Consider the following 18961-nt stretch of genomic DNA (forward strand, 5'->3'; position numbering starts at 1 on the left):
ACACATGCGTCGGTCGGGCCGGTCGGTCGTGCGGGTCAGCGCTGGCTGGACCCGCGGCGCCGCATTCCGAAGAACACCGCGCCACCGCCCACGGCGACCAGGACGGCCGCGATGCCGACGATCAGACCGGTGTTGGAACTCGCGCCGGTCTCGGCCAGGTTGGACTCCTGGGCGGCGGCCGACGGGGCGTTGCTCGCGGACGGCGCGGGCGCGGCGCTGTCGCTCGCCGAGTCGGACGGGGACGCGGACGCGGACGGGGTGATCGTCTCGGCCGGCGGCGGAGTGGTCGTGGTGTCCGACGGTGAAGAGGACGGGGTGGTGCTCGGGGCGGACGTGTCGTCGGCCTTGCAGGCCGCGGACGGCGTGGTCAGGTTGCCGGCGATGTCCTTGTCGACGAGGACCTTCTTGTTCTTGACGGCCTTCACGTGGATCCGGTAGATGGCGCCCGGCTCCCAGTCCTCGGCGAAGGAGATGGTGACGCCCTTGTTCGAGCCCTCGACCGTCTGGGCCGCGCCGACCTGCCTCAGGTCGGCGCCGTTGTTCTCGAGGAAGACGGTGATCTCGGCCGGGACGCCCGTCGGGTCCTTGTCGGTGACGGTGATGACGCCCTTCGCGCCGTCACAGGCGGCAGAGGCGGAGAACTCGCTGATGTCGCAGGCCAGCGCGGTGCCGGCGGCGCTGAGCGCGAGGGCGGCGGAGGCGGCGGTGACACCGAGCATGCGCACCGAACGGGCGGCGGTACGGCGGGAAAGGGACACGTTTGTCCTTTACGGGAAGCGCAACTGCGGGGGGTGGAGGGGGAGATGGCGCCCCCGGGTGAGCCGAGTGCGTCACCATCCCCATCAGAATCACAGGTCTATAAGCGTTCCATAAGAAGTGTCAATGCGGGGACCCCTCTGAGCGGCTGGCTTTGCCCGCTTATTAACCACCGAGACGTTTCAACGCCTCCGGAGCCTCCTCGATCCGGTCAACGAGGGCGATACGGGACTCCATGGACCGCTCCCGGGCGAGTGACCGCAAGAGCGGCCAGGCGGGCAGCCGTTGCGTCCAGTGCTCCCGGTCCACGAGCACCATCGGCGTCGGCTCGCCCCGCGACCCGTAGTAGTTGGGCGTCGCGTTGTCGAAGATCTCCTGTACGGTCCCGGCGGCGCCCGGCAGGAACACCACACCCGCGGTGCAGCGGGCCAACAGACCGTCCTCACGGGTGGCGTTGGAGAAGTACTTGGCGAGATGCGCGGCGAACGGGTTCGGCGGCTCATGGCCGTAGAACCACGTGGGGATGCCCACCGAGGGGCCGCCGCCCGGCCAACCGGCACGCACCTCGAAGGCGGCCTTCGCCCACTCGGTGATCGAGGGCGTGAACTTCGGTGTCTTGGCCAGGATCCGCAGGGCGCCGGTGAGCATCTCGTCGTCGAAGGGGGCCGCGTACGCGCCGAGGTTCGCCGCCTCCATCGCGCCGGGTCCGCCCCCGGACGCCACCATGAGCCCGGCCCGGGTGAGTTCACGGCCGAGCCGGGCCGCGCCGGCGTACGCCTCCGTACCGCGCGCCATGGCGTGGCCGCCCATGACGCCCACCACGCGCTCCCCGACGAGGAGTTCGTCGAGCGCGTCGGAGACGGCGTCGTCGTGGATCGAGCGGAGCATCGAGCCGAATATGTCGCCGTCCGCCTTCGTGCGCTGGAACCACGCGTACGTGAGGGCGTCCGGGGTCGCCTCGTAGCCCTCGTCCAGGGACGCGAACAACTCGTCGGGGGAGTAGACGAAACCGCGGTACGGGTCGAAGGACAGACCCGGTACGGGCGGGAAGACCAGGGCGCCGCTCGCGCGGGACTTCGTGGCCGCCGCCGGGTCCATCGGGCAGCCGAGGAAGACGGCGCCGGAGGTGTCCAGGGCGAGGAGGGCGTCCGTACGGGCCGTCAGGTCGACGGACTGGACGCGGAAGTGGGAGAGCGTGCCGTGGGCGGCGACCACCTCGTCGAACTCGGCGAGGGACTCGATCTCACGGTCGTGGGAGCCGTCGAACGGCTGGGCGGGTGTCGTCGGATGCACCCGCCCATGCTAGGCAGCGCCGAACGAGCGGTGGGTCAGCTCTCGATGGCCGAGGGGTCCATCCAGACGACCTCCCAGGTGTGGCCGTCGAGGTCGTCGAAGGAACGGCCGTACATGAAGCCCATGTCCTGGGTCTCGCCGCTCGGCGAACCGCCCAGCGCGAGCGCCCTCTCGACGAGTTCGTCGACCTTCTCGCGGCTCTGCGCGCTCAGGGCGATCAGGACCTCGCTGGTCTTCGAGGCGTCCGCGATCTCCTTCTTGGTGAAGGTCGAGTAGAACGGCTTGGTGAGCAGCATCGCCACGATCGTCTCGCTGATCACCACGGATGCCGCGTTGTCGTCGCTGAACTGCGGGTTGATCGTGTAGCCGAGCTCCGTGAAGAACTTCTTCGAGGCGTCGAGGTCGTTCACGGGCAGGTTCACGAAGATCATCTGCTGATAGGCCGGGGTGGTCATCGGGTCTCTCCCAGGGGATTCGCTCTGCTGGTGTGGGGCGTTCGGTGGGGTAGACCGGGGGGCCCTGCGGAACTCATCGCGGGGCGGGGATCTTTTTTTGTGCGCCGGCGGGCTTCAGGGGGCCGACGGGTCAGTGGGCCGGCTGGTCAGTGGGCCGGCTGGTCAGCGGGCCGACGCCCGACGGGGCAGTGGATCAGCGGGTCAGCGGGAGGGCCGCCAGTTCGGCCACGATCAGGGTGAGCGGGACGAAGAGGGCGAGCAGGGCGCCGGTGCGCAGGGCGGCGGCGCTGCGCAGCGTCTTCGCCGGGGCGCCGAGGCGGAGCAGCGCGGCGGTGGTGTCGGCGCGGACCTGCCGCGCCTCCACGGCCGCGGTCAGGAGCGTGGCGACCGTGCAGCCCGCCACGACCAGGGCGCCGAGGGTGGTGAGCGGGCCGAAGGCCGGGTCGGCCGGGTCGTACAGCGCGGCCATCGTGAACGCGCCGGACGCCACCGCGCAGACCACGCCCAGCGGCCGTCCGATACGGTCCGCCTCCTGCATCAGGCCGCGGCCCGCGAGCAGACGGAGGGCGCCGGGGCGCGCCGATTGCAGCAGACGGCCGCAGAGGTGGGTGAGGCCGGGGCCCGCGAGGGCGAGGCCCACGGCGGTCAGGGTCCAGCCGAGGAGGACCGCGGCGGGGCCGGTGGGGAGGCCGCCGGGCAGGGGGAGGGTGCTGGGGTTCGCGGTGCGGTTCGCGTACGCCTCCACGGCCAGTCCGGCGGCGAGGAGGGCCATGCCCCAGGGGAGGGCGGTGGGGTGGGGCGGGCGCGTCCGTACCTGCGTCGGTGTCTGTGCCTGCCTCTGTGCCTGTGTCGGTGCCTGTGCTTCGGGGAGGCCGTCGGCGGAGGTCTCCGCCGTACCGTCGACCAGGGCTGCGGCTGCGGCTGCGGCTGCGGGCAGGGTCGTGGTGCGCGGTGCTGACGGGATGCCGTTCGCCGTGAGGTCGGGAGCCGTCTCGGGAGCCGTCTCGGCGAGGGGGGCGTCCGCAGCCGGACGCGTCGGGCGGGCGCTCCTCGTCCTCGCCCCGAAGCGGCCGTACTCGCCGAACCTGTCGCCCGGCCCCGTCCTGCCGTGCGCGCCGAACCGGCCGAACATCGTCGGGGCCGCCTGGGCCGCCACGCGCGTGTCCCTCGGGCGGAGCATCAGGGCCACCGCGACCGACGAGATCACCGGGACCAGTGCCAGCAGGGTCAGGGACGCGGGCAGCGGGAGGGGCTGGCCCGCGGCCAGGAAGTCGTCGGCCGCTCCGTCGAACGGCATGCCCGTGAGGTCGCCCCGCAGATGCAGGAAGAGCAGCAGGGCCAGCATGGAGCCGAGCAGCGTCGACAGGGCCGTCGTCATCGCCGAGACGGCCATCAGGCGGGCCGGGCCCAGGCCGATCGCCGCCAGGCCGGGGCGCGGACGGGTGCCGGGGTCGGTGCGGGCCACCGCCAGGGCGAAGTAGACCGTCGCGGCCAGCGGGACCGAGCACCAGGCGAGGCGGAGCACGGACGCGGCCGGCGCCTCGGGGTGGGTCAGGGCGCGGCCGAGGGTGCACAGGAGGAGGAAGCCGGTGCCCGCCGAGGCCGTCGCCACCAGGAGACGGCGGAGCTGGACGGCGGGGTGGGCGCTGCGCGTCAGACGGAGAGCGAGCACGCGGCCCCCCGGCCTTCCGGCTCCGTGACCGGCGGCAGATGGACCGTCTTCACCCGGCGGCCGTCCATCAGCGTCACCGTGCGGTCGGCGAGGGCGGCGGTCTCCGGGTCGTGGGTGGCCAGCACCACGGTGATGCCGTGGGAGCGGGCCGCCGAGGTCAGCGTGCGCAGGACATGGGCCCGGTCCGCGCGGTGCAGGGGGGCCGTCGGCTCGTCCGCGAAGAGGACCGAGGGGGCCGGGGCCAGCGCGCGCGTGATGCAGACCCGCTGGCGCTCGGCCTGGGTGAGCTCGTGCGGGCGGCTCCGGGACCTGTCGCCGATGTCCAGGCGGTCCAGCCACTCCAGCGCGGCGACCTTGGCCCGGCGGCGGCTGGTGCCGCGCAGCATCAGCGGAAGGGCCGCGTTCTCCCAGACGTTGAGTTCGGGGACGAGGACCGGTGCCGGGTCGATCCAGCCGAAGCGGTTGCGGCGCAGCCGTTCGCGGGCCATCGGGCCCATCGTGTGGACGGGGACGCTGTTGAACCAGACCTCGCCGCGCTGGGCGGGCACCAGGCCGGACAGACAGTGCAGCAGGGTCGTCTTGCCGCTGCCGCGCGGGCCGCTGACGGCGAGGATCTCGCCCTCCCGCACGCCCAGCGAGACACCGCCGAGCGCCGGTGAGCCGTCGCGGTGCGTGAAGTACAGGGAGCGTGCCCACAGCACGTCGTTGTCCGGCGGGGCCTCCATGGGCGTACACCTCGGTTCAGATCTGTGGTTCCCGTGCCAATCCCCCGTGCGGGGGAACGAAGACAGGGCCGATCGGTCACTCGCACGCTAGGCAGCCGGGAGGGGAAGCCCGGACAGCACACGGCCCCGGGTCGCCGTTTCTCACTCGAACGGTCGACACCGGGGCCGGTGTTGATCAGCTGATCAGGCTGACGGTCACTCTGCGGTCGCTGCCGATCAGAGCTTCGTCCACGCCTCCGCCAGGGTCGCGCGCAGGATCTGCTCGATCTCGTCGAACGTCTCCTGGTTGGAGATCAGCGGCGGGGCGAGCTGGACGACCGGGTCGCCGCGGTCGTCGGCACGGCAGTACAGGCCGTTGTCGTACAGCGCCTTGGAGAGGAAGCCGTACAGGACGCGCTCGGTCTCCTCGTCGTTGAAGGACTCCTTGGTGTGCTTGTCCTTCACGAGCTCGATGCCGTAGAAGAAGCCGTTGCCGCGGACGTCGCCGACGATCGGCAGGTCGTACAGCTTCTCCAGGGTCGAGCGGAACGCGCCCTCGTTGTCGAGCACGTGCTGGGTGAGGTTCTCGCGCTCGAACAGGTCGAGGTTGGCGAGGCCGACCGCCGCGGAGACCGGGTGGCCGCCGAAGGTGTAGCCGTGCAGGAAGGTGTTGTCGCCCTTGTAGAACGGCTCGGCCAGGCGGTCGGAGATGATGCAGGCGCCGATCGGGGAGTAGCCCGAGGTCATGCCCTTGGCGCAGGTGATCATGTCCGGGACGTAGTCGAACTTGTCGCAGGCGAACATCGTGCCCAGGCGGCCGAAGGCGCAGATGACCTCGTCCGAGACCAGCAGGACGTCGTACTTGTCGCAGATCTCGCGGACGCGCTGGAAGTAGCCGGGCGGGGGCGGGAAGCAGCCGCCCGCGTTCTGGACCGGCTCCAGGAAGACCGCGGCGACCGTGTCCGGGCCCTCGAAGAGGATCTCCTGCTCGATCTGGTCGGCGGCCCAGCGGCCGTAGGCCTCCGGGTCGTCGCCGTGGATCGGGGCACGGTAGATGTTGGTGTTCGGCACCTTGTGCGCGCCCGGGACGAGCGGCTCGAAGGGGGCCTTGAGGGCCGGCAGGCCGGTGATGGACAGGGCGCCCTGCGGGGTGCCGTGGTAGGCGACCGCGCGGGAGATGACCTTGTACTTGGTCGGCTTGCCGGTGAGCTTGAAGTACTGCTTGGCGAGCTTCCAGGCGGTCTCGACGGCCTCGCCGCCGCCGGTGGTGAAGAAGACCTTGTTCAGGTCGCCGGGCGCGTGGTCCGCGAGGCGCTCGGCGAGCTCCACGGCCTTCGGGTGGGCGTAGGACCACACCGGGAAGAACGCCAGCTCCTGAGCCTGCTTGAACGCCGCCTCCGCGAGCTCCACGCGGCCGTGGCCTGCCTGGACCACGAACAGGCCCGCGAGACCGTCGAGGTAGCGCTTGCCCTTGTCGTCGTAGATGTAGGTGCCCTCGCCCCGGACGATGGTCGGGACGGGCGAGTTCTCGTACGAGGACATGCGGGTGAAGTGCATCCACAGGTGGTCGTACGCGGTGCGGCTGAGGTCCTTGGTGCTCACGGTTATCGGGTCCTCACGATTATCGGGTTCCCCACATGTAGGTCTGCTTCTTCAGCTTCAGGTAGACGAAGCTCTCGGTCGAGCGCACGCCCGGCAGGGCACGGATGCGTTTGTTGATGACGTCCAGCAGGTGGTCGTCGTCCTCGCAGACGATCTCGGCGAGGATGTCGTACGAGCCGGCGGTCATCACCACGTACTCGACCTCCGCCATGTCGGTCAGCGCTTCCGCGATGGACTCGACATCGCCCTCGACGTTGATCCCGACCATCGCCTGCCGGCGGAAGCCCACGGTGAGCGGGTCCGTGACGGCGACGATCTGCATCACGCCCTGGTCGAGCAGCTTCTGGACGCGCTGGCGCACGGCCGCCTCGGAGAGGCCGACGGCCTTGCCGATCGCGGCGTACGGCCGCCGGCCGTCCTCCTGGAGCTGCTGGATGATGGCGAGGCTGACGGCATCCAGGTGAGGGGTGCTGCCGTTCCTGGACTCGCGGGAGTCCCTGTGCTCTGCGCTTCGACTGGCCACGGCCTCACTGTGCACGACGTCTCGACAGTTCCGCAAGGCCGCGGCGATGAAATTCGTTGTTTACGTGAGGGAGATCTGCGGATTCCGCAGCCTTGGTGGGATCAGGGGTGTTGAAAACGTCGGGGCAAGGATTAGTGTGGGTGTCTCAGTCAATGGACACCGAACCTGGAGGGCCGGCAGTGAGCACCGAGCTGGGACGGCTGCGCAAGCTACGCAACTACATCGCCGGCGAGTTCCGGGACGCCGCCGACGGACGGACCACCGAGGTGGTCAACCCCGCGACCGGCGAGGCGTACGCGACCGCGCCGCTGTCCGGCCCCGCGGACGTCGACGCCGCGATGGCCGCCGCCGCCGAGGCGTTCCCGGGCTGGCGCGACACGACGCCCGCCGAGCGTCAGAAGGCCCTGCTGAAGATCGCGGACGCGTTCGAGGAGCGGGCCGAGGAACTCATCGCGGCCGAGGTGGAGAACACGGGCAAGCCGATCGGGCTGACCCGCTCCGAGGAGATCCCTCCCATGGTCGACCAGATCCGCTTCTTCGCGGGCGCGGCCCGGATGCTGGAGGGGCGCAGCGCGGGCGAGTACATGGAGGGCCTCACCTCCATCGTCCGCCGTGAGCCGGTGGGCGTCTGCGCGCAGGTCGCGCCGTGGAACTACCCGATGATGATGGCCGTGTGGAAGTTCGCCCCGGCGATCGCGGCCGGCAACACCGTGGTGCTCAAGCCGTCGGACACCACGCCGGCCTCCACCGTCCTGATCGCCGAGATCATCGGTGCGATCCTGCCCAAGGGCGTCTTCAACGTCGTCACCGGCGACCGTGACACCGGCCGGCTGATGGTCGAGCACCCGACCCCGGCGATGGCCTCCATCACCGGCTCCGTGCGCGCGGGCATGTCGGTCGCCGAGTCGGCGTCGAAGGACCTCAAGCGCGTCCACCTGGAGCTGGGCGGCAAGGCGCCGGTCGTCGTGTTCGAGGACACCGACATCGCCAAGGCCGTCGAGGACATCTCCGTGGCGGGCTTCTTCAACGCCGGCCAGGACTGTACGGCGGCCACCCGCGTCCTCGTCCAAGAGGGCATCCACGACGAGTTCGTGGCCGCGCTCGCGAAGGCCGCGGCGGAGGCGAAGACCGGGCAGCCGGACGACGAGGACGTGCTCTTCGGCCCGCTGAACAACCCCAACCAGCTCCAGCAGGTCACCGGCTTCATCGAGCGGCTGCCCGCCCACGCCAAGGTCGAGGCGGGCGGACAGCGGGTCGGCGACAAGGGTTACTTCTACGCCGCGACCGTCGTCTCCGGGCTGAAGCAGGACGACGAGATCATCCAGAACGAGGTCTTCGGGCCGGTCATCACCGTCCAGTCGTTCACGGACGAGGACCAGGCGGTCGAGTGGGCCAACGGCGTCGACTACGCCCTGGCCTCCTCGGTGTGGACCAAGGACCACGGCCGCGCGATGCGGATGTCCAAGAAGCTCGACTTCGGCTGTGTGTGGATCAACACCCACATCCCGCTGGTCGCCGAGATGCCCCACGGCGGCTTCAAGAAGTCCGGCTACGGCAAGGACCTGTCGGGTTACGGCTTCGACGACTACACGCGCATCAAGCACGTCATGACGTCCCTCGACGCGTGACGCTCCGCGGGGTGGGGCGGGTTCGGTCTGCGGGGTCCGCGCTGTAGGTGCGGTGCGGTGCGGTGCGGGTGCGGGTGCGCTGTGGCTGGTCGCGCAGTTCCCCGCGCCCCTAAGGGGTTTGAGTGGGCGTGTGGTTTCGCGCGGCCCCTTGGGGGGTTCGGCCCTCGGTTCTTGGACCGGGGGCCGTTCCGTTCGCCGTTTGCCGGACCGGTGATCGACAGGGTGTCGGGTTGCGCGCGGTGTGCTCGACGCTGCGTCGATTGTCCGGGAGTCGGCCCCACGGCATGCTGACGGCGTGCCCCAGACTCCCTCGCTCTCTCGCGTCGTGTCCCGCCGTTCCCTGCTGCACGCGCTCGGGGGCGCCGCCGCGCTCGGCGGGCTCGCCGGCTGCGGGGTGCCCGCCGCCTATGTGCGGCCAGGGGACCGCGCAGGGGCCGACCTCTCCGCCGGCGAGAAGCGACTGACCTGGGCGAACTGGCCGTTGTACATCGACACGGACGACGACGATCCCGACCGGCGGCCCACGCTCGACGCCTTCCGCAAGAGCACGGGCATCTCCGTCGACTACGTCGAGGAGATCAACGACAACGACGAGTTCTTCGGCAAGATCAGCCCCGCGCTGATGAACCATCAGCAGACCGGCCGCGACCTGATCGTCATCAGCGACTGGATGTGCGCCCGGTTCGTACGGCTCGGCTGGGTGCAGGAGATGGACCGGGCCGCGCAGCCCCACGTCACCGAGTACCTCGACCCGCTGCTGCGTTCGCCCGCCTTCGACCCCGGACGCGCGTACACCGTGCCGTGGCAGTCCGGCATCACCGGCATCGCCTACAACCGGCGGAAACTGGGCCGTGAGATACGCGGCGTCTCGGAGCTGTGGGCCGACGACCTCAAGGGGCGCGTGACGCTTCTGTCCGGCCTGGACGAGGCGTTCGCGCTGCTGATGCAGGGAAACGGCGTGGACGTCACGAAGTGGACCGCCGACGACTTCCATCAGGTCTGCGACCAGGTGGAGAAGCAGGTCGACCGCGGCCAGATACGCCGATTCACCGGGAACGACTACACAAAGGACCTGGTCAGCGGTGATGTCCTGGCCTGTCAGGCGTACTCGGGCGATGTCATCCAGCTCCAGGCCGACAACCCCGACATCCGCTTCGTCGTGCCCGAGGAGGGCGCCGAGCTGTGGGCGGAGTCCCTGATGATCCCCAACCTCGCCCGGCACAAGGCGAACGCCGAGAAGCTGATCGACCACTACTACCGGCCCGAGGTCGCCGCCGAGCTCGCGGCCTGGGTGAACTACGTCTGCCCGGTCCCCGCCGCACAGGCGGTCCTCGCCGACTCCGACGACGAGGAGACGGCGGCCCTCGCGGAGAACCCGCTCATCTTCCCGAACGCCGAAATGCGCGAACGCCTCGCCATCGCGCGTGACATCACCTCCACGGAGCGGCTGGAGTTCGCCAAGCGGTGGAACGCGATCGCCGGGCTGTGACGGCGACTTCCCTTACTTTCGTGAGGGGGATTTTTAGGCACGAAGATCCTCGCCCGGCTCACCGGACCAAACCGAGCGGGCGGCATGCACCGGCCGTCATCGGGCCGCCGCAAGGGCATGTGGAGACCTCCCCGTCGGCGCTTACTTCGAGCCCCCGGCAGTGCGCCAGATGCGTTCCGGTATCCGGCTCAGCTATGAGGGCGCGGCTTCACCAGCCCACTCTGATATGCGATGACGACGAGTTGGGCGCGATTGCGGGCGTTCAGTTTGGTCATGGCGCGATGGATGTGGCTGCGTACGGTCAGCGGCACCACCAGCTTGTCGGCGATCTCGGCGTTGGACCTGCCGTGGGCGGCCAGGGCGACCACTTCGCGTTCGCGGTCGGTGAGGGCCTTGACGGCGTCGGGGAGGGTGAGGAAGTCGTCGGTGTCGGGTGTGGCCAGGAAGCGGCTGATGAGAGTTTGGGTGGCGGTGGGTGAGAGGAGAGCTTCGCCGGCCGCGACCGTGCGGATGCCGGCCAGGAGGACCTCGGGGCTGACGCCCTTGCCGAGGAAGCCGCTCGCGCCCGCGCGTAGGGCCCTGGCGACGTTCGCGTCGTTCTCGAAGGTGGTGAGGACGAGGATGTGCGTCCCGGCGAGTTCCGGCCGGGCGCAGATGGCGGCTGTGGCGGCCACCCCGTCGAGGTGCGGCATGCGGATGTCCATGATGACCACGTCGGGGTGATGCCTCGCCGCGAGGGCGACGGCTTCCTGCCCGTCGGCGGCTTCGGCGCAGGACGACCGCGGCCAGGACGATGCCGATCGCCTCGGACGAGCCGCCCGCCGCAGGCTGCTCGGCGAGCGCCGTGCCGCCGACCTCGACCGCGAGCCCGGAGGCACGGGCCTCGTTGATGGCCTTCTCCAACGCGGTCTTGTCGGCGTCGGTGAGGTCGGAGGCCTTCACCTTGTAGTTCACGGTGGCGTACGCGGTGGAGCCGTCCTTGCTCACCGCCTGCGCGGTGAAGGGGTTCACGGCGGACGTGACCTGGGGCTCGCCGTCGGCCTCCTCGACGAAGGCGTCGATGGAGGCGCGGTTGTCGGACGCGGTCACTTTCTCGCCGTGGGGGGCGACGAACACGATCCGCGCGGTGGCGCCGTTGGCCGAGGCGCCGGGGAAACGCTCTCCGATCAAGTCGAACGCCTTCTGGGCCTCGATGCCGGGCATGAAGGACGTGCCGCTGTCGGACGCGGCTGGAGCCTTGGCGGCGCCGAAGCCGACGGCGCCGAGGATCACCGCCCACAACATTGCCACGAGCCAGCGGCGCCGGAAGGCGGTCTGGCCGAGCCGATAGAGCAAGGTAGCCACGGGAATGCGATCTCCAGGTCTGGTGTCGGGATGTCACCAGATTGGCGCGAGGAGACGCGTCGGGGCATCGTGCCGGTGCCCGCACTCTCCCTTGGTACGAGGGCACCAAGGCAACTCGCTCCTCTCATCCTCCGGGAGGAGCTGTGCGTACCACCTCGGTAGGGCGGCGGCCTTCGCCGCGTTCCCTGGTGTCCGGGCCAGGACTCCGGGGCCAGATCAGCGGGACGAGGACGCGGAAGTGTTCGGCCGGGCCTCTGCCCAGAGGCCCACCATGGAAACCGATCGGTTTTCTTCTGGGTCCTTTCGCGTTAATCTCGCGGTATGACTACCGAAGTGAAACCAAGCCCCCGGGAGCGGCTGCTGGAGGCGGCGGCCACGCTCACGTATCGAGACGGTGTCGGCATCGGCGTCGAGGCCCTGTGCAAGGCTGCGGGAGTGTCGAAGCGCTCCATGTACCAGCTGTTCGAGAGCAAGGACGAACTGCTGGCAGCGAGTCTGGAGGAGCGCGCCGCCGCCTATGTGGCGACACTCCTGCCCGCGGTGGATGACGGGCGTTCACCCCGCGAGCGGATCCTGCACGTCTTCGAGCAGGTGGAATCCCAGGCGGGTGCACCCGAGTTCCGGGGCTGCCGGTATCTGGCCGTGCAGATCGAGCTCAAGGACCAGGGTCATCCCGCGAGCAGGGTTGCCCACCAGGTCAAGGCGAACCTGACCGCCTTCTTCCGTTCTGAGGCCGAGCAGGGCGGGGCGAGCGATCCCGACCTGCTGGCCCGTCAGCTCAGCCTGGTCTTCGACGGGGCCAGTGCCCGCGCGGGAATCGGAGCCGACACACTGACGGGGCTCATCACGCCCACGGCGACCACCCTGCTCGACGCGGCAGGCATGCGCTGACGCATCGCCCTTCCGGGGCGCTCCCTCACGTCCGGGCGCTCGCGGGCAGCCCGATGGCCGTAAGGGTGTTTCCGAGCATGCAGCAAGCGAAGAAACCTGCGGTCCGGTCCGGTCGGCGTCGGCGCCCAGGGCCAGGCGCACGGTTTCCCAGATTGTCTTCCACGCTGCGCGTCAAGGCCGACCCGCTTGGCGATCGCCGCGGTAGGGGTGCCGTGGTAGCCGGTGATCGCGAACTCGGCGATCGCGGCGCGGATGACGCTCTCGCGCCTGTCCTGCGCACTGATCCTGTCCATGTCTTCTTTCTCCCTGCTTGAGCTTGCATGCGGAAACCGATCGGTTTACGGTGGAGGGAAACCGATCGGTTTTCAAGAGGTGTGGGAGTCATGATGACGACGAATCGGCCGGTGGCACTCGTGACGGGTGCGTCATCCGGAATCGGCAGGGAAACCGCGCTCGCGCTGGTCGCGGCGGGTTTCGACGTGGTCGGCACAAGCCGGGACGCCGCACGCGTCACCCCGGTCGACGGTGTGACGTTCGTCGACCTCGACGTCGTAAGTGATGCCTCGGTCACCGCTGCGGTCCAGGAGGCGATCGAGCGGTTCGGGCGGATCGACGTCCTGGTCAACAACGCCGGCGTCGGCTCGATCGGTGCGGCCGAGGAGACCTCCGTCGCGCAGGCTCAAGCGGTCTTCGACACCAACGTGTTCGGAGTCATGCGCATGGTGAACGCGGTCCTGCCGCACATGCGCGCCCAGCGGCACGGGCGCATCATCAACATCTCGTCCGTCCTCGGCTTCATGCCTCAGCCCTACATGGCCGTCTATGCGGCCTCCAAGCACGCGATCGAGGGCTACTCCGAGTCCCTGGACCACGAGGTCCGTGAGCACGGCATTCGGTCGCTTCTCGTCCAACCCGCCTACACCAGGACCGGGTTCGAGGCCAACAGCGCGAAGCCCGACACGCCCCTGCACGCCTACGCCAGGCAGCGCCTCACCGTCGACCGCGTGATGGCGGAGGCGGTCAGGGACGGTGACGCCCCCGACGTCGTCGCCAAGGCGATCGTCGCGGCGGCGACCGACGCCAAGCCGAAGCTGCGCTACACCGCCGGCTCCACGGCCGGACGCGTGAGCACACTGCGTCGCGTTGTTCCCGCGAGGGCCTTCGACAAGCAGATCCGTAAGATCAACCGTCTGGCCGGCTGACAGCAGCCTCACGCGGAGACGGCCGGCCGGCTCAACGACTTCGCCTCACCAGACGCCAGGCGGCGAACCGTCGTACCCCGTGCTGCCCCGTCCTTGAATCCCGAACAGCTCACGGGCTTTCTGAACAGCTGATCACTCCAAATCGACGAAGGACATTTTGATGTCGGAGCGCAATCTCATCCTGGTCACCGGCGCCGCCGGTGAAATCGGCGGTGTGAGCCGGACGATGGTCGACATGCTGCTTGAACAAGGGCATCCGGTACGCGCGTTCGTGCGACAGGACGATGAGCGCGCCACGTCGCTCCGCCAGGCCGGGGCCGAGGTCTTCGTCGGTGACCTGCTCACCATCGCCGACGTGACCGCCGCCTTGAAGGGTGTCCGGCGCATCTACTTCAGCATGAGCCTGTCGCCGTACTACACCGACGCCGTGAGCCTGATGGCCGCGGCGGCGCGGGCCCAGGGCGACATCGAGGCCTTCGTCAACATCTCCGAGTACGAGCAGTCGTTCATGACCTTCGACAAGATGACCGCGCCGGAGGAGGAAAGGCGGGCGCATCTCGGCGGACTCGTCGCGAACTGGTCGCCGCAGCAGCGGGCCCACTGGGTCGCCGAGCAGGTGCTGGAGTGGTCCGGCCTGCCGACCGTCAACATCCGGGGTGCCATGTTCGTCGAGAACCCCCTGATGACCTGGCTGGCGCTGGAGCCCCTGAGCAGGGGTGAACTGCGCCTGCCCTTCGGCGACCACCGGCTCGCGCCCATCGCCGGCTACGACGTGGCGGAACTGTGCGTGAAGATCCTGACCGACCCGGCACCGCACATCGGCAAGTCCTACGACCTCAACGGCCCGGAACTGAAGGACATGCACGCCTTCGCGCAGGACTACGCGGCCGTGCTGGGACGCCCGGTCACCTACGTCCCCGAGGACGTCGAAACCTGGAACAGGACCTACATCGACCCCGCCCTGGCCGCGATCCCGCACACCGCGGAGCACCTGAAGACCCTGACCCGGCTGATGGGCGGCGGCGGGTACCGAGGCACCACCGACCAGCTGGAAACCCTGCTCGGACGCCCCCCGAAGACCGTGCGCTGGGCGCTGGAGAACCACCCGCGCATCCGGAAGCTGGCGGCTGCCTGAGCCGCTGAGCGGTTTGCAGCCGAACCCGCGGCGCCGAACGCGGTCGGCGAACTCGACTGGACCCACGCGTGCGTGGACGGCTCCCACGTCCACGCTAAAGGGGAGACGCGACCGGTCCGTCGCCGGTCGACCGACGGAAGACTGGCAGCAAACACCATCCGATCTGCGACGGGAAGGGCACTGCGCTCCACGTCATCACGACTGCGGCGAACGTCAACGACATCATTGCGGACTCTCGCCCTCGTCGACGGCGTCCCGCCGGTGGCCGGGCGTCCCGGCGATGCCTCAAGAAGGCCCACTCGTGGTCCTTTTACGAGCTCCAGGGGCCCGAGGGCCGAGGCGGCCCAGGTCGGCTTCTTCCCCCGGTGAGACGATTTCGTCGCCCGGGTCGGCTCAGCCCCCATGAGGGCTGGGCCGAGTCACTTCTCGCCGAACCCCCGGCTGCCCCAGGTCTCTGCGGATCCGTCGGCGACGGAGTCGTTCCCCGCTATCGCGGCCCCGACGGTTCGGCCGGTCGATCCGGCAGAGCCTAGGCATTCTTGGCGGCGGCTGCCGCGACGGTTGCCAGGTCTTCGCCCGAAAAGCCGGCGCGGCTCAGCACGGCCAGGGATTTGTTCGTCGCCAGCGTGCACAACGCCAGCTCTGCCGCCTCCTGTTCACCGGCCCCCGCCGCCAGCAACGCCTGCTCCAGCCTCGCCCGCAAACCGTCGATCGTGGCGCGGACCAGCGCCTGGCCCTGCGCGTCGAGCGCCGGGAACTGTGTGGCCGACACCGTGAGCAGGCAGCCGTCCGGGACCGTCGGGTCGGCGATACGGTTCAGGGCGACCTGAAGGAAGGCGGCCACAACGGCGCTCGGGCTCGGGTGGGAGCCGGCCAGTGCCCGCTCGTACAGCGGGCGGTAGGTCTGCTCGTACCGTTGGAGGCTTTTGCGGAAGAGGGCGCTCTTGTCGCCGAAGGTGCCGTAGAGCGAGCCCCGGCCCAGGCCCGTGCCCTCGGTCAGGCGATCGATCGAGGCCTCCGAATAACCCCAGCGCCAGAAGACGTGCATCGCCCGTCGTAGCGCCTCGTCCACGTCGAATTGCTTGCGGCCTGCCATGGTTCGTCAGCCTACACATCTTGTACCGATCGTTCAAAGATGGGTAGGGTCGCCGGCATGACAAGCTTGAGTTCGCTGCGACTGCCTGACGGATTCCTTGACGTCTTCACCAGCCGGCTCGTGGAGGTGAACGGGCTGCGGCTGCACGCGGTCACCGGTGGGGACGGCCCGGCGCTGCTGCTGGTCGGCGGATGGCCCCAGACCTGGTACGCCTGGCGGGAAGTGATGCCCGCGCTCGCCCGCCGGCACACCGTCGTCGCCGTCGACTCGCGCGGGGCCGGGCTCTCCGACAAGCCCGACGACGGGTACGACGCCGGCGCGCTGGCCGCCGATCTGGTCGCCTTGATGGCCGCGCTCGGGCACGACCGGTTCGACGTGGTCGGCCACGACATCGGTACGTGGACCGGATACGCCCTCGCCGCCGATCACCGCGAGCGGGTGGGCCGGCTCGCCGTCGTGGAAGCAGTGATCCCCGGTCTCACGCCGTCCCCGCCGTTCTTCGGCCCGGACGCGGTCAACCTGAAGCTCTGGCAGTTCGGCTTCAACCGGCTCACCGGCCTCAACGAGGACCTGGTCCGGGGGCGGGAGCGGCTCTTCTTCGGCTGGCAGTTCGCCACCAAGGCCGCCACCCCGGCCGCGATTCCCGCATATGCCGTGGATGTCTACGTCGATGCGATCGCCGCGGATCCACGCGCGCTGCGGGCGAGCTTCGCGTACTACCGGGCGCTGGACGAGACGATCGCGCAGAACGAGCGGCGCAGCAAGACCCGGCTGACGCTGCCGGTGCTCGCCGTCGGCGGCGCGCTGTGGAGTGGCGCGAACGCCGCCCGGACGATGCGGCTGGCGGCCGACGACGTCACGGAGGTCGTCCTCGACGACTGCGGCCACTACCCGGCCGAGGAGCAGCCGGCACGGTTTGTCGAGATTCTGGAGGACTTCCTCGTGGCCAACCGGTAGCAGGCAGCTGCACAAACTCCGCTACGTCGTAGAGCAGGCCTTCGTCCTCCTCCACCATCGCCCTCGCGCACCGTGCCAACTACTGATCCTGGCCACATTACTTTGCCATCTCTTTGCAACCTGTCTCCTGGCTGTCTCGTCTCTTCGCTCGATCCGTCAACGGAACGATGAAAGAGAGCGATTCATGCGACTCATGCCGCGAACGGGCCTCGCCGCCCTGGTAGTTGCGGGCACCGCCCTGTTGGTGGGCGCGGCGCCCGCACTGGCCGACGGCGGAACGCCGTCGCCCGGCGCCACCATTGCGGACCAGAGCGCCACGCCGGCCCCCACCGAGGCGGGCGGGGACGCGAGCACGGTCCCCGCCCCGGCTGATGCCACCACGGCTCCGTCCGCCCTTCCGAGCCAGGTCGGCGTCGTGCCGCGGGGCGGGGCCGACACCGGTGTCGGGGAGCCCTCCGAGGGACACGGCGGGCTGATCGGCGGCGGCGCGGCCGCGGCGTTCGCGGCGGCCGGCACGGGCTTCTACGTCGTACGGCGCCGGAGGGCGACCGGCGCATGAGCCCGCTCTCCAGACGCGCCCTGATCCTCTCGGCCCTGGCGGCGCCGCTGGTCGCGGGCTGCGCCGGCGACCCGGCCGTCCCGGGCACCCCGGCAGCCCCGGGCACCCCGGGCGGGGCCGCACGTGCGTCGGGCACCTCCCCGTCGCCCTCCGTCCGGGCGGCGCAGCCCCTCGCGCGCTCGGTGCCGGTCGGGCTGCGGATCGCGGCCATCGGGGTCGACGCCCCGGTCATGCGGCTGGGGCTGGCCGCCGACGGCAGCGTGCAGGTGCCTCCGGTCGAGGAGCACGACCGCGCGGGATGGTACGAGAACTCGCCGACACCGGGACAGACCGGGCCGTCGGTGATCCTCGCCCATGTCACGGTCGGCACGTACGGGGACGGCGTCTTCCGCCACCTCGACCGGTTGAGCCGGGGCGACCTGATCGCGGCGCGTCTGGAGAACGGCACGACGGCGGAGTTCGCCGTCACCGAGGTGACGACCGTCGACAAGGCGGAGTTCCCGACCGAGAAGGTCTACGGGAACGTGGACCGGCCCGAACTGCGTCTCATCACGTGCGGCGGCCCGCGTACCGGCGACGGATACCGCGACAACGTGATCGTCTTCGCCGCCCTGACTCCCGCGGGAGAACGTTGAAACGGCCCGCACGGTCCCGTGAGAGGGCGGCGTCCGAGCTGTTCGCCGCCCTCTACCCGCGCCTCGCCGGCTGGTGCCGCCGTCTCGTCGACGACGACGAGACGGCGCACGAGATCGCCTCGGAGGCGTTCACCCGGCTCTGGGCCCGCTGGACGGCCGTGGCGGAGCCCCAGGGCTTTCTCTTCGTCACCGCCGCCAACCTGGTCCGCGACCACTGGCGCAAGCTCGAACGCGAGCGCCGGGCCCTGCGCCGGGTCACCGTCGAGGCCGCCGTCGCCCCGCCCGCCGAGCCCGTCGACCCCTCGGTGCGGCTGCTCGTGCAGTCCCTGCCCGACCGGCTGCGCGTCCCGATCCTGCTGCACTACTACGCTGACATGCCGATCCGGGAGGTGGCCGTGCTGACCGGGCGCAAGGAGGGAACCGTCAAGGCCGACCTGCACGCGGCCCGCGAACTGCTCCGCGCCCACCTGAGGAGAAGCCTTGATCACACCCGCTGACGACTTCGACGACGGCCCGCACCTCGACCCCGACGACCCCCTCACCGTCATCCTGGGGCCCGTCCCCGGCCACCTCGGCCCGCCGCCGGGCCGCTACGAGGAGATCCGCCGCGGCGCGATCCGCCGCCGGCTGCTGCGCACCGCGGCCGGGGTCGGCGCGACCTGCGGGATCGCCGCGCTCGCCGTCCTGCTGCCGTTGCGCCTGACGGCGTCCGACGCACCCGCGCGTCCGGCGGTCCCGCTCGCCCCGCCGTCGGTGAGCGGCCCGTCGACCGTGCCACCGCCGTCTCCGTCTCCGTCGCCGTCGGCGGTGCCGGGCACCGAGAACCCTACCGAGGGGGGCGCGACCCCGGGCCAGGATCCGAGGCCGTCGACTGCCCCCGTCGACACCGCTGTCCCGACCATCGGCAGCGATCGCGGCGAGTCGCCGGAACCGACCACGGCGAGTGAACAGAGCAGGTCCCCCACGGCGCAGCCCACGCCGTCGGTCGCGCCGTCGGAGGGCTCGCTGGAGTGAGGCCGC

General features: G+C 70.3%; 18 protein-coding genes and 3 pseudogenes. 10 read left to right on the forward strand and 11 right to left on the reverse strand.

Annotated features, from left to right (window positions below; all coding sequences use genetic code 11):
* Positions 1-35: 35 nt before the first annotated feature.
* The 7 genes from ACIRPU_RS23935 to ACIRPU_RS23965 all read right to left on the reverse strand — a co-directional run bounded on the left by ACIRPU_RS23935 (position 36) and on the right by ACIRPU_RS23965 (position 7020).
* The gene (locus tag ACIRPU_RS23935) at positions 36-758 is read right to left on the reverse strand and encodes an LAETG motif-containing sortase-dependent surface protein (protein ID WP_403870533.1); all 723 of its coding nucleotides are present in this window, start codon (positions 756-758) and stop codon (positions 36-38) included.
* Between the two features lie 163 nt (positions 759-921).
* The gene (locus ACIRPU_RS23940) at positions 922-2049 is read right to left on the reverse strand and encodes an LOG family protein (RefSeq protein WP_403870536.1); all 1128 of its coding nucleotides are present in this window, start codon (positions 2047-2049) and stop codon (positions 922-924) included.
* A 35-nt stretch (positions 2050-2084) separates the two neighbouring features.
* Positions 2085-2504: a VOC family protein gene (locus ACIRPU_RS23945; RefSeq protein WP_355705144.1), complete on the reverse strand. Its 420-nt coding sequence runs from the start codon at positions 2502-2504 to the stop codon at positions 2085-2087.
* A 193-nt stretch (positions 2505-2697) separates the two neighbouring features.
* Positions 2698-4176 (reverse strand): hypothetical protein, encoded by a 1479-nt coding sequence (locus ACIRPU_RS23950; RefSeq protein ID WP_403870539.1) that lies wholly within the window; start codon positions 4174-4176, stop codon positions 2698-2700.
* A complete protein-coding gene (locus ACIRPU_RS23955; protein ID WP_403870542.1) occupies positions 4158-4901 on the reverse strand; it encodes an ABC transporter ATP-binding protein in 744 nt (247 codons plus the stop codon). Before ACIRPU_RS23955 ends, ACIRPU_RS23950 begins: the two co-directional genes overlap by 19 nt.
* Before the next feature lie 216 nt (positions 4902-5117).
* Positions 5118-6482: an aspartate aminotransferase family protein gene (locus ACIRPU_RS23960; RefSeq protein WP_384112771.1), complete on the reverse strand. Its 1365-nt coding sequence runs from the start codon at positions 6480-6482 to the stop codon at positions 5118-5120.
* 19 nt (positions 6483-6501) lie between these two features.
* Positions 6502-7020 (reverse strand): Lrp/AsnC family transcriptional regulator, encoded by a 519-nt coding sequence (locus ACIRPU_RS23965; protein WP_020128673.1) that lies wholly within the window; start codon positions 7018-7020, stop codon positions 6502-6504.
* Positions 7021-7184: 164 nt separating this feature from the next.
* Between ACIRPU_RS23965 and ACIRPU_RS23970 the strand changes: the two genes are divergently transcribed.
* Together ACIRPU_RS23970 and ACIRPU_RS23975 are read left to right on the forward strand one after the other, a co-directional pair.
* On the forward strand, positions 7185-8633 hold the full coding sequence (locus ACIRPU_RS23970; protein ID WP_355705140.1) for a gamma-aminobutyraldehyde dehydrogenase: 1449 nt from the start codon (positions 7185-7187) through the stop codon (positions 8631-8633).
* A 295-nt stretch (positions 8634-8928) separates the two neighbouring features.
* Positions 8929-10122 carry a PotD/PotF family extracellular solute-binding protein gene (locus tag ACIRPU_RS23975; RefSeq protein WP_403870547.1) on the forward strand — a complete coding sequence of 398 codons (1194 nt, stop codon included), beginning with the start codon at positions 8929-8931 and terminating at the stop codon, positions 10120-10122.
* A gap of 188 nt (positions 10123-10310) precedes the next feature.
* On the opposite strand, the pseudogene ACIRPU_RS23980 reads toward ACIRPU_RS23975, so the two are convergent.
* Together ACIRPU_RS23980 and ACIRPU_RS23985 are read right to left on the reverse strand one after the other, a co-directional pair.
* A pseudogene (locus ACIRPU_RS23980) lies at positions 10311-10892 on the reverse strand (response regulator); the annotation flags it as partial.
* Position 10893: 1 nt separating this feature from the next.
* A pseudogene (locus ACIRPU_RS23985) lies at positions 10894-11466 on the reverse strand (MMPL family transporter); the annotation flags it as partial.
* Positions 11467-11787: 321 nt separating this feature from the next.
* Between ACIRPU_RS23985 and ACIRPU_RS23990 the strand changes: the two are divergent.
* Entirely contained in the window at positions 11788-12357 is a 570-nt protein-coding gene (locus ACIRPU_RS23990; protein ID WP_403870550.1) for a TetR/AcrR family transcriptional regulator, read from the forward strand.
* Positions 12358-12530: 173 nt separating this feature from the next.
* Here ACIRPU_RS23990 and ACIRPU_RS23995 read toward each other — a convergent pair.
* Positions 12531-12650, reverse strand: a pseudogene (locus ACIRPU_RS23995) (TetR family transcriptional regulator); the annotation flags it as partial.
* A 93-nt stretch (positions 12651-12743) separates the two neighbouring features.
* On the opposite strand from ACIRPU_RS23995, the gene ACIRPU_RS24000 reads away from it, so the two are divergent.
* On the forward strand, positions 12744-13559 hold the full coding sequence (locus ACIRPU_RS24000; RefSeq protein WP_403870697.1) for an oxidoreductase: 816 nt from the start codon (positions 12744-12746) through the stop codon (positions 13557-13559).
* 160 nt (positions 13560-13719) lie between these two features.
* Positions 13720-14694: an NmrA family NAD(P)-binding protein gene (locus ACIRPU_RS24005; RefSeq protein WP_403870553.1), complete on the forward strand. Its 975-nt coding sequence runs from the start codon at positions 13720-13722 to the stop codon at positions 14692-14694.
* Positions 14695-15223: 529 nt separating this feature from the next.
* On the opposite strand, the gene ACIRPU_RS24010 is transcribed toward ACIRPU_RS24005, so the two are convergent.
* The gene (locus ACIRPU_RS24010) at positions 15224-15790 is read right to left on the reverse strand and encodes a TetR/AcrR family transcriptional regulator (RefSeq protein WP_403870556.1); all 567 of its coding nucleotides are present in this window, start codon (positions 15788-15790) and stop codon (positions 15224-15226) included.
* Positions 15791-15847: 57 nt separating this feature from the next.
* Between ACIRPU_RS24010 and ACIRPU_RS24015 the strand changes: the two genes are divergently transcribed.
* The 5 genes from ACIRPU_RS24015 to ACIRPU_RS24035 all read left to right on the forward strand — a co-directional run bounded on the left by ACIRPU_RS24015 (position 15848) and on the right by ACIRPU_RS24035 (position 18955).
* On the forward strand, positions 15848-16747 hold the full coding sequence (locus ACIRPU_RS24015; protein WP_403870559.1) for an alpha/beta fold hydrolase: 900 nt from the start codon (positions 15848-15850) through the stop codon (positions 16745-16747).
* A gap of 193 nt (positions 16748-16940) precedes the next feature.
* On the forward strand, positions 16941-17306 hold the full coding sequence (locus ACIRPU_RS24020) for a sortase-dependent protein (protein WP_403870700.1): 366 nt from the start codon (positions 16941-16943) through the stop codon (positions 17304-17306).
* Positions 17303-17941, forward strand: coding sequence for a class F sortase (locus ACIRPU_RS24025; protein WP_403870562.1), 639 nt, complete (start codon positions 17303-17305; stop codon positions 17939-17941). The genes ACIRPU_RS24020 and ACIRPU_RS24025 overlap by 4 nt, the downstream gene beginning before the upstream one ends.
* Entirely contained in the window at positions 17938-18438 is a 501-nt protein-coding gene (locus ACIRPU_RS24030; protein WP_403870565.1) for an RNA polymerase sigma factor, read from the forward strand. The genes ACIRPU_RS24025 and ACIRPU_RS24030 overlap by 4 nt, the downstream gene beginning before the upstream one ends.
* Positions 18422-18955, forward strand: coding sequence for a hypothetical protein (locus ACIRPU_RS24035; protein ID WP_403870568.1), 534 nt, complete (start codon positions 18422-18424; stop codon positions 18953-18955). Before ACIRPU_RS24030 ends, ACIRPU_RS24035 begins: the two co-directional genes overlap by 17 nt.
* Positions 18956-18961 lie beyond the last annotated feature (6 nt).

Origin of the sequence: Streptomyces sp. NPDC102259 (assembly GCF_044766465.1) — a bacterium.
Taxonomy (GTDB): domain Bacteria; phylum Actinomycetota; class Actinomycetes; order Streptomycetales; family Streptomycetaceae; genus Streptomyces.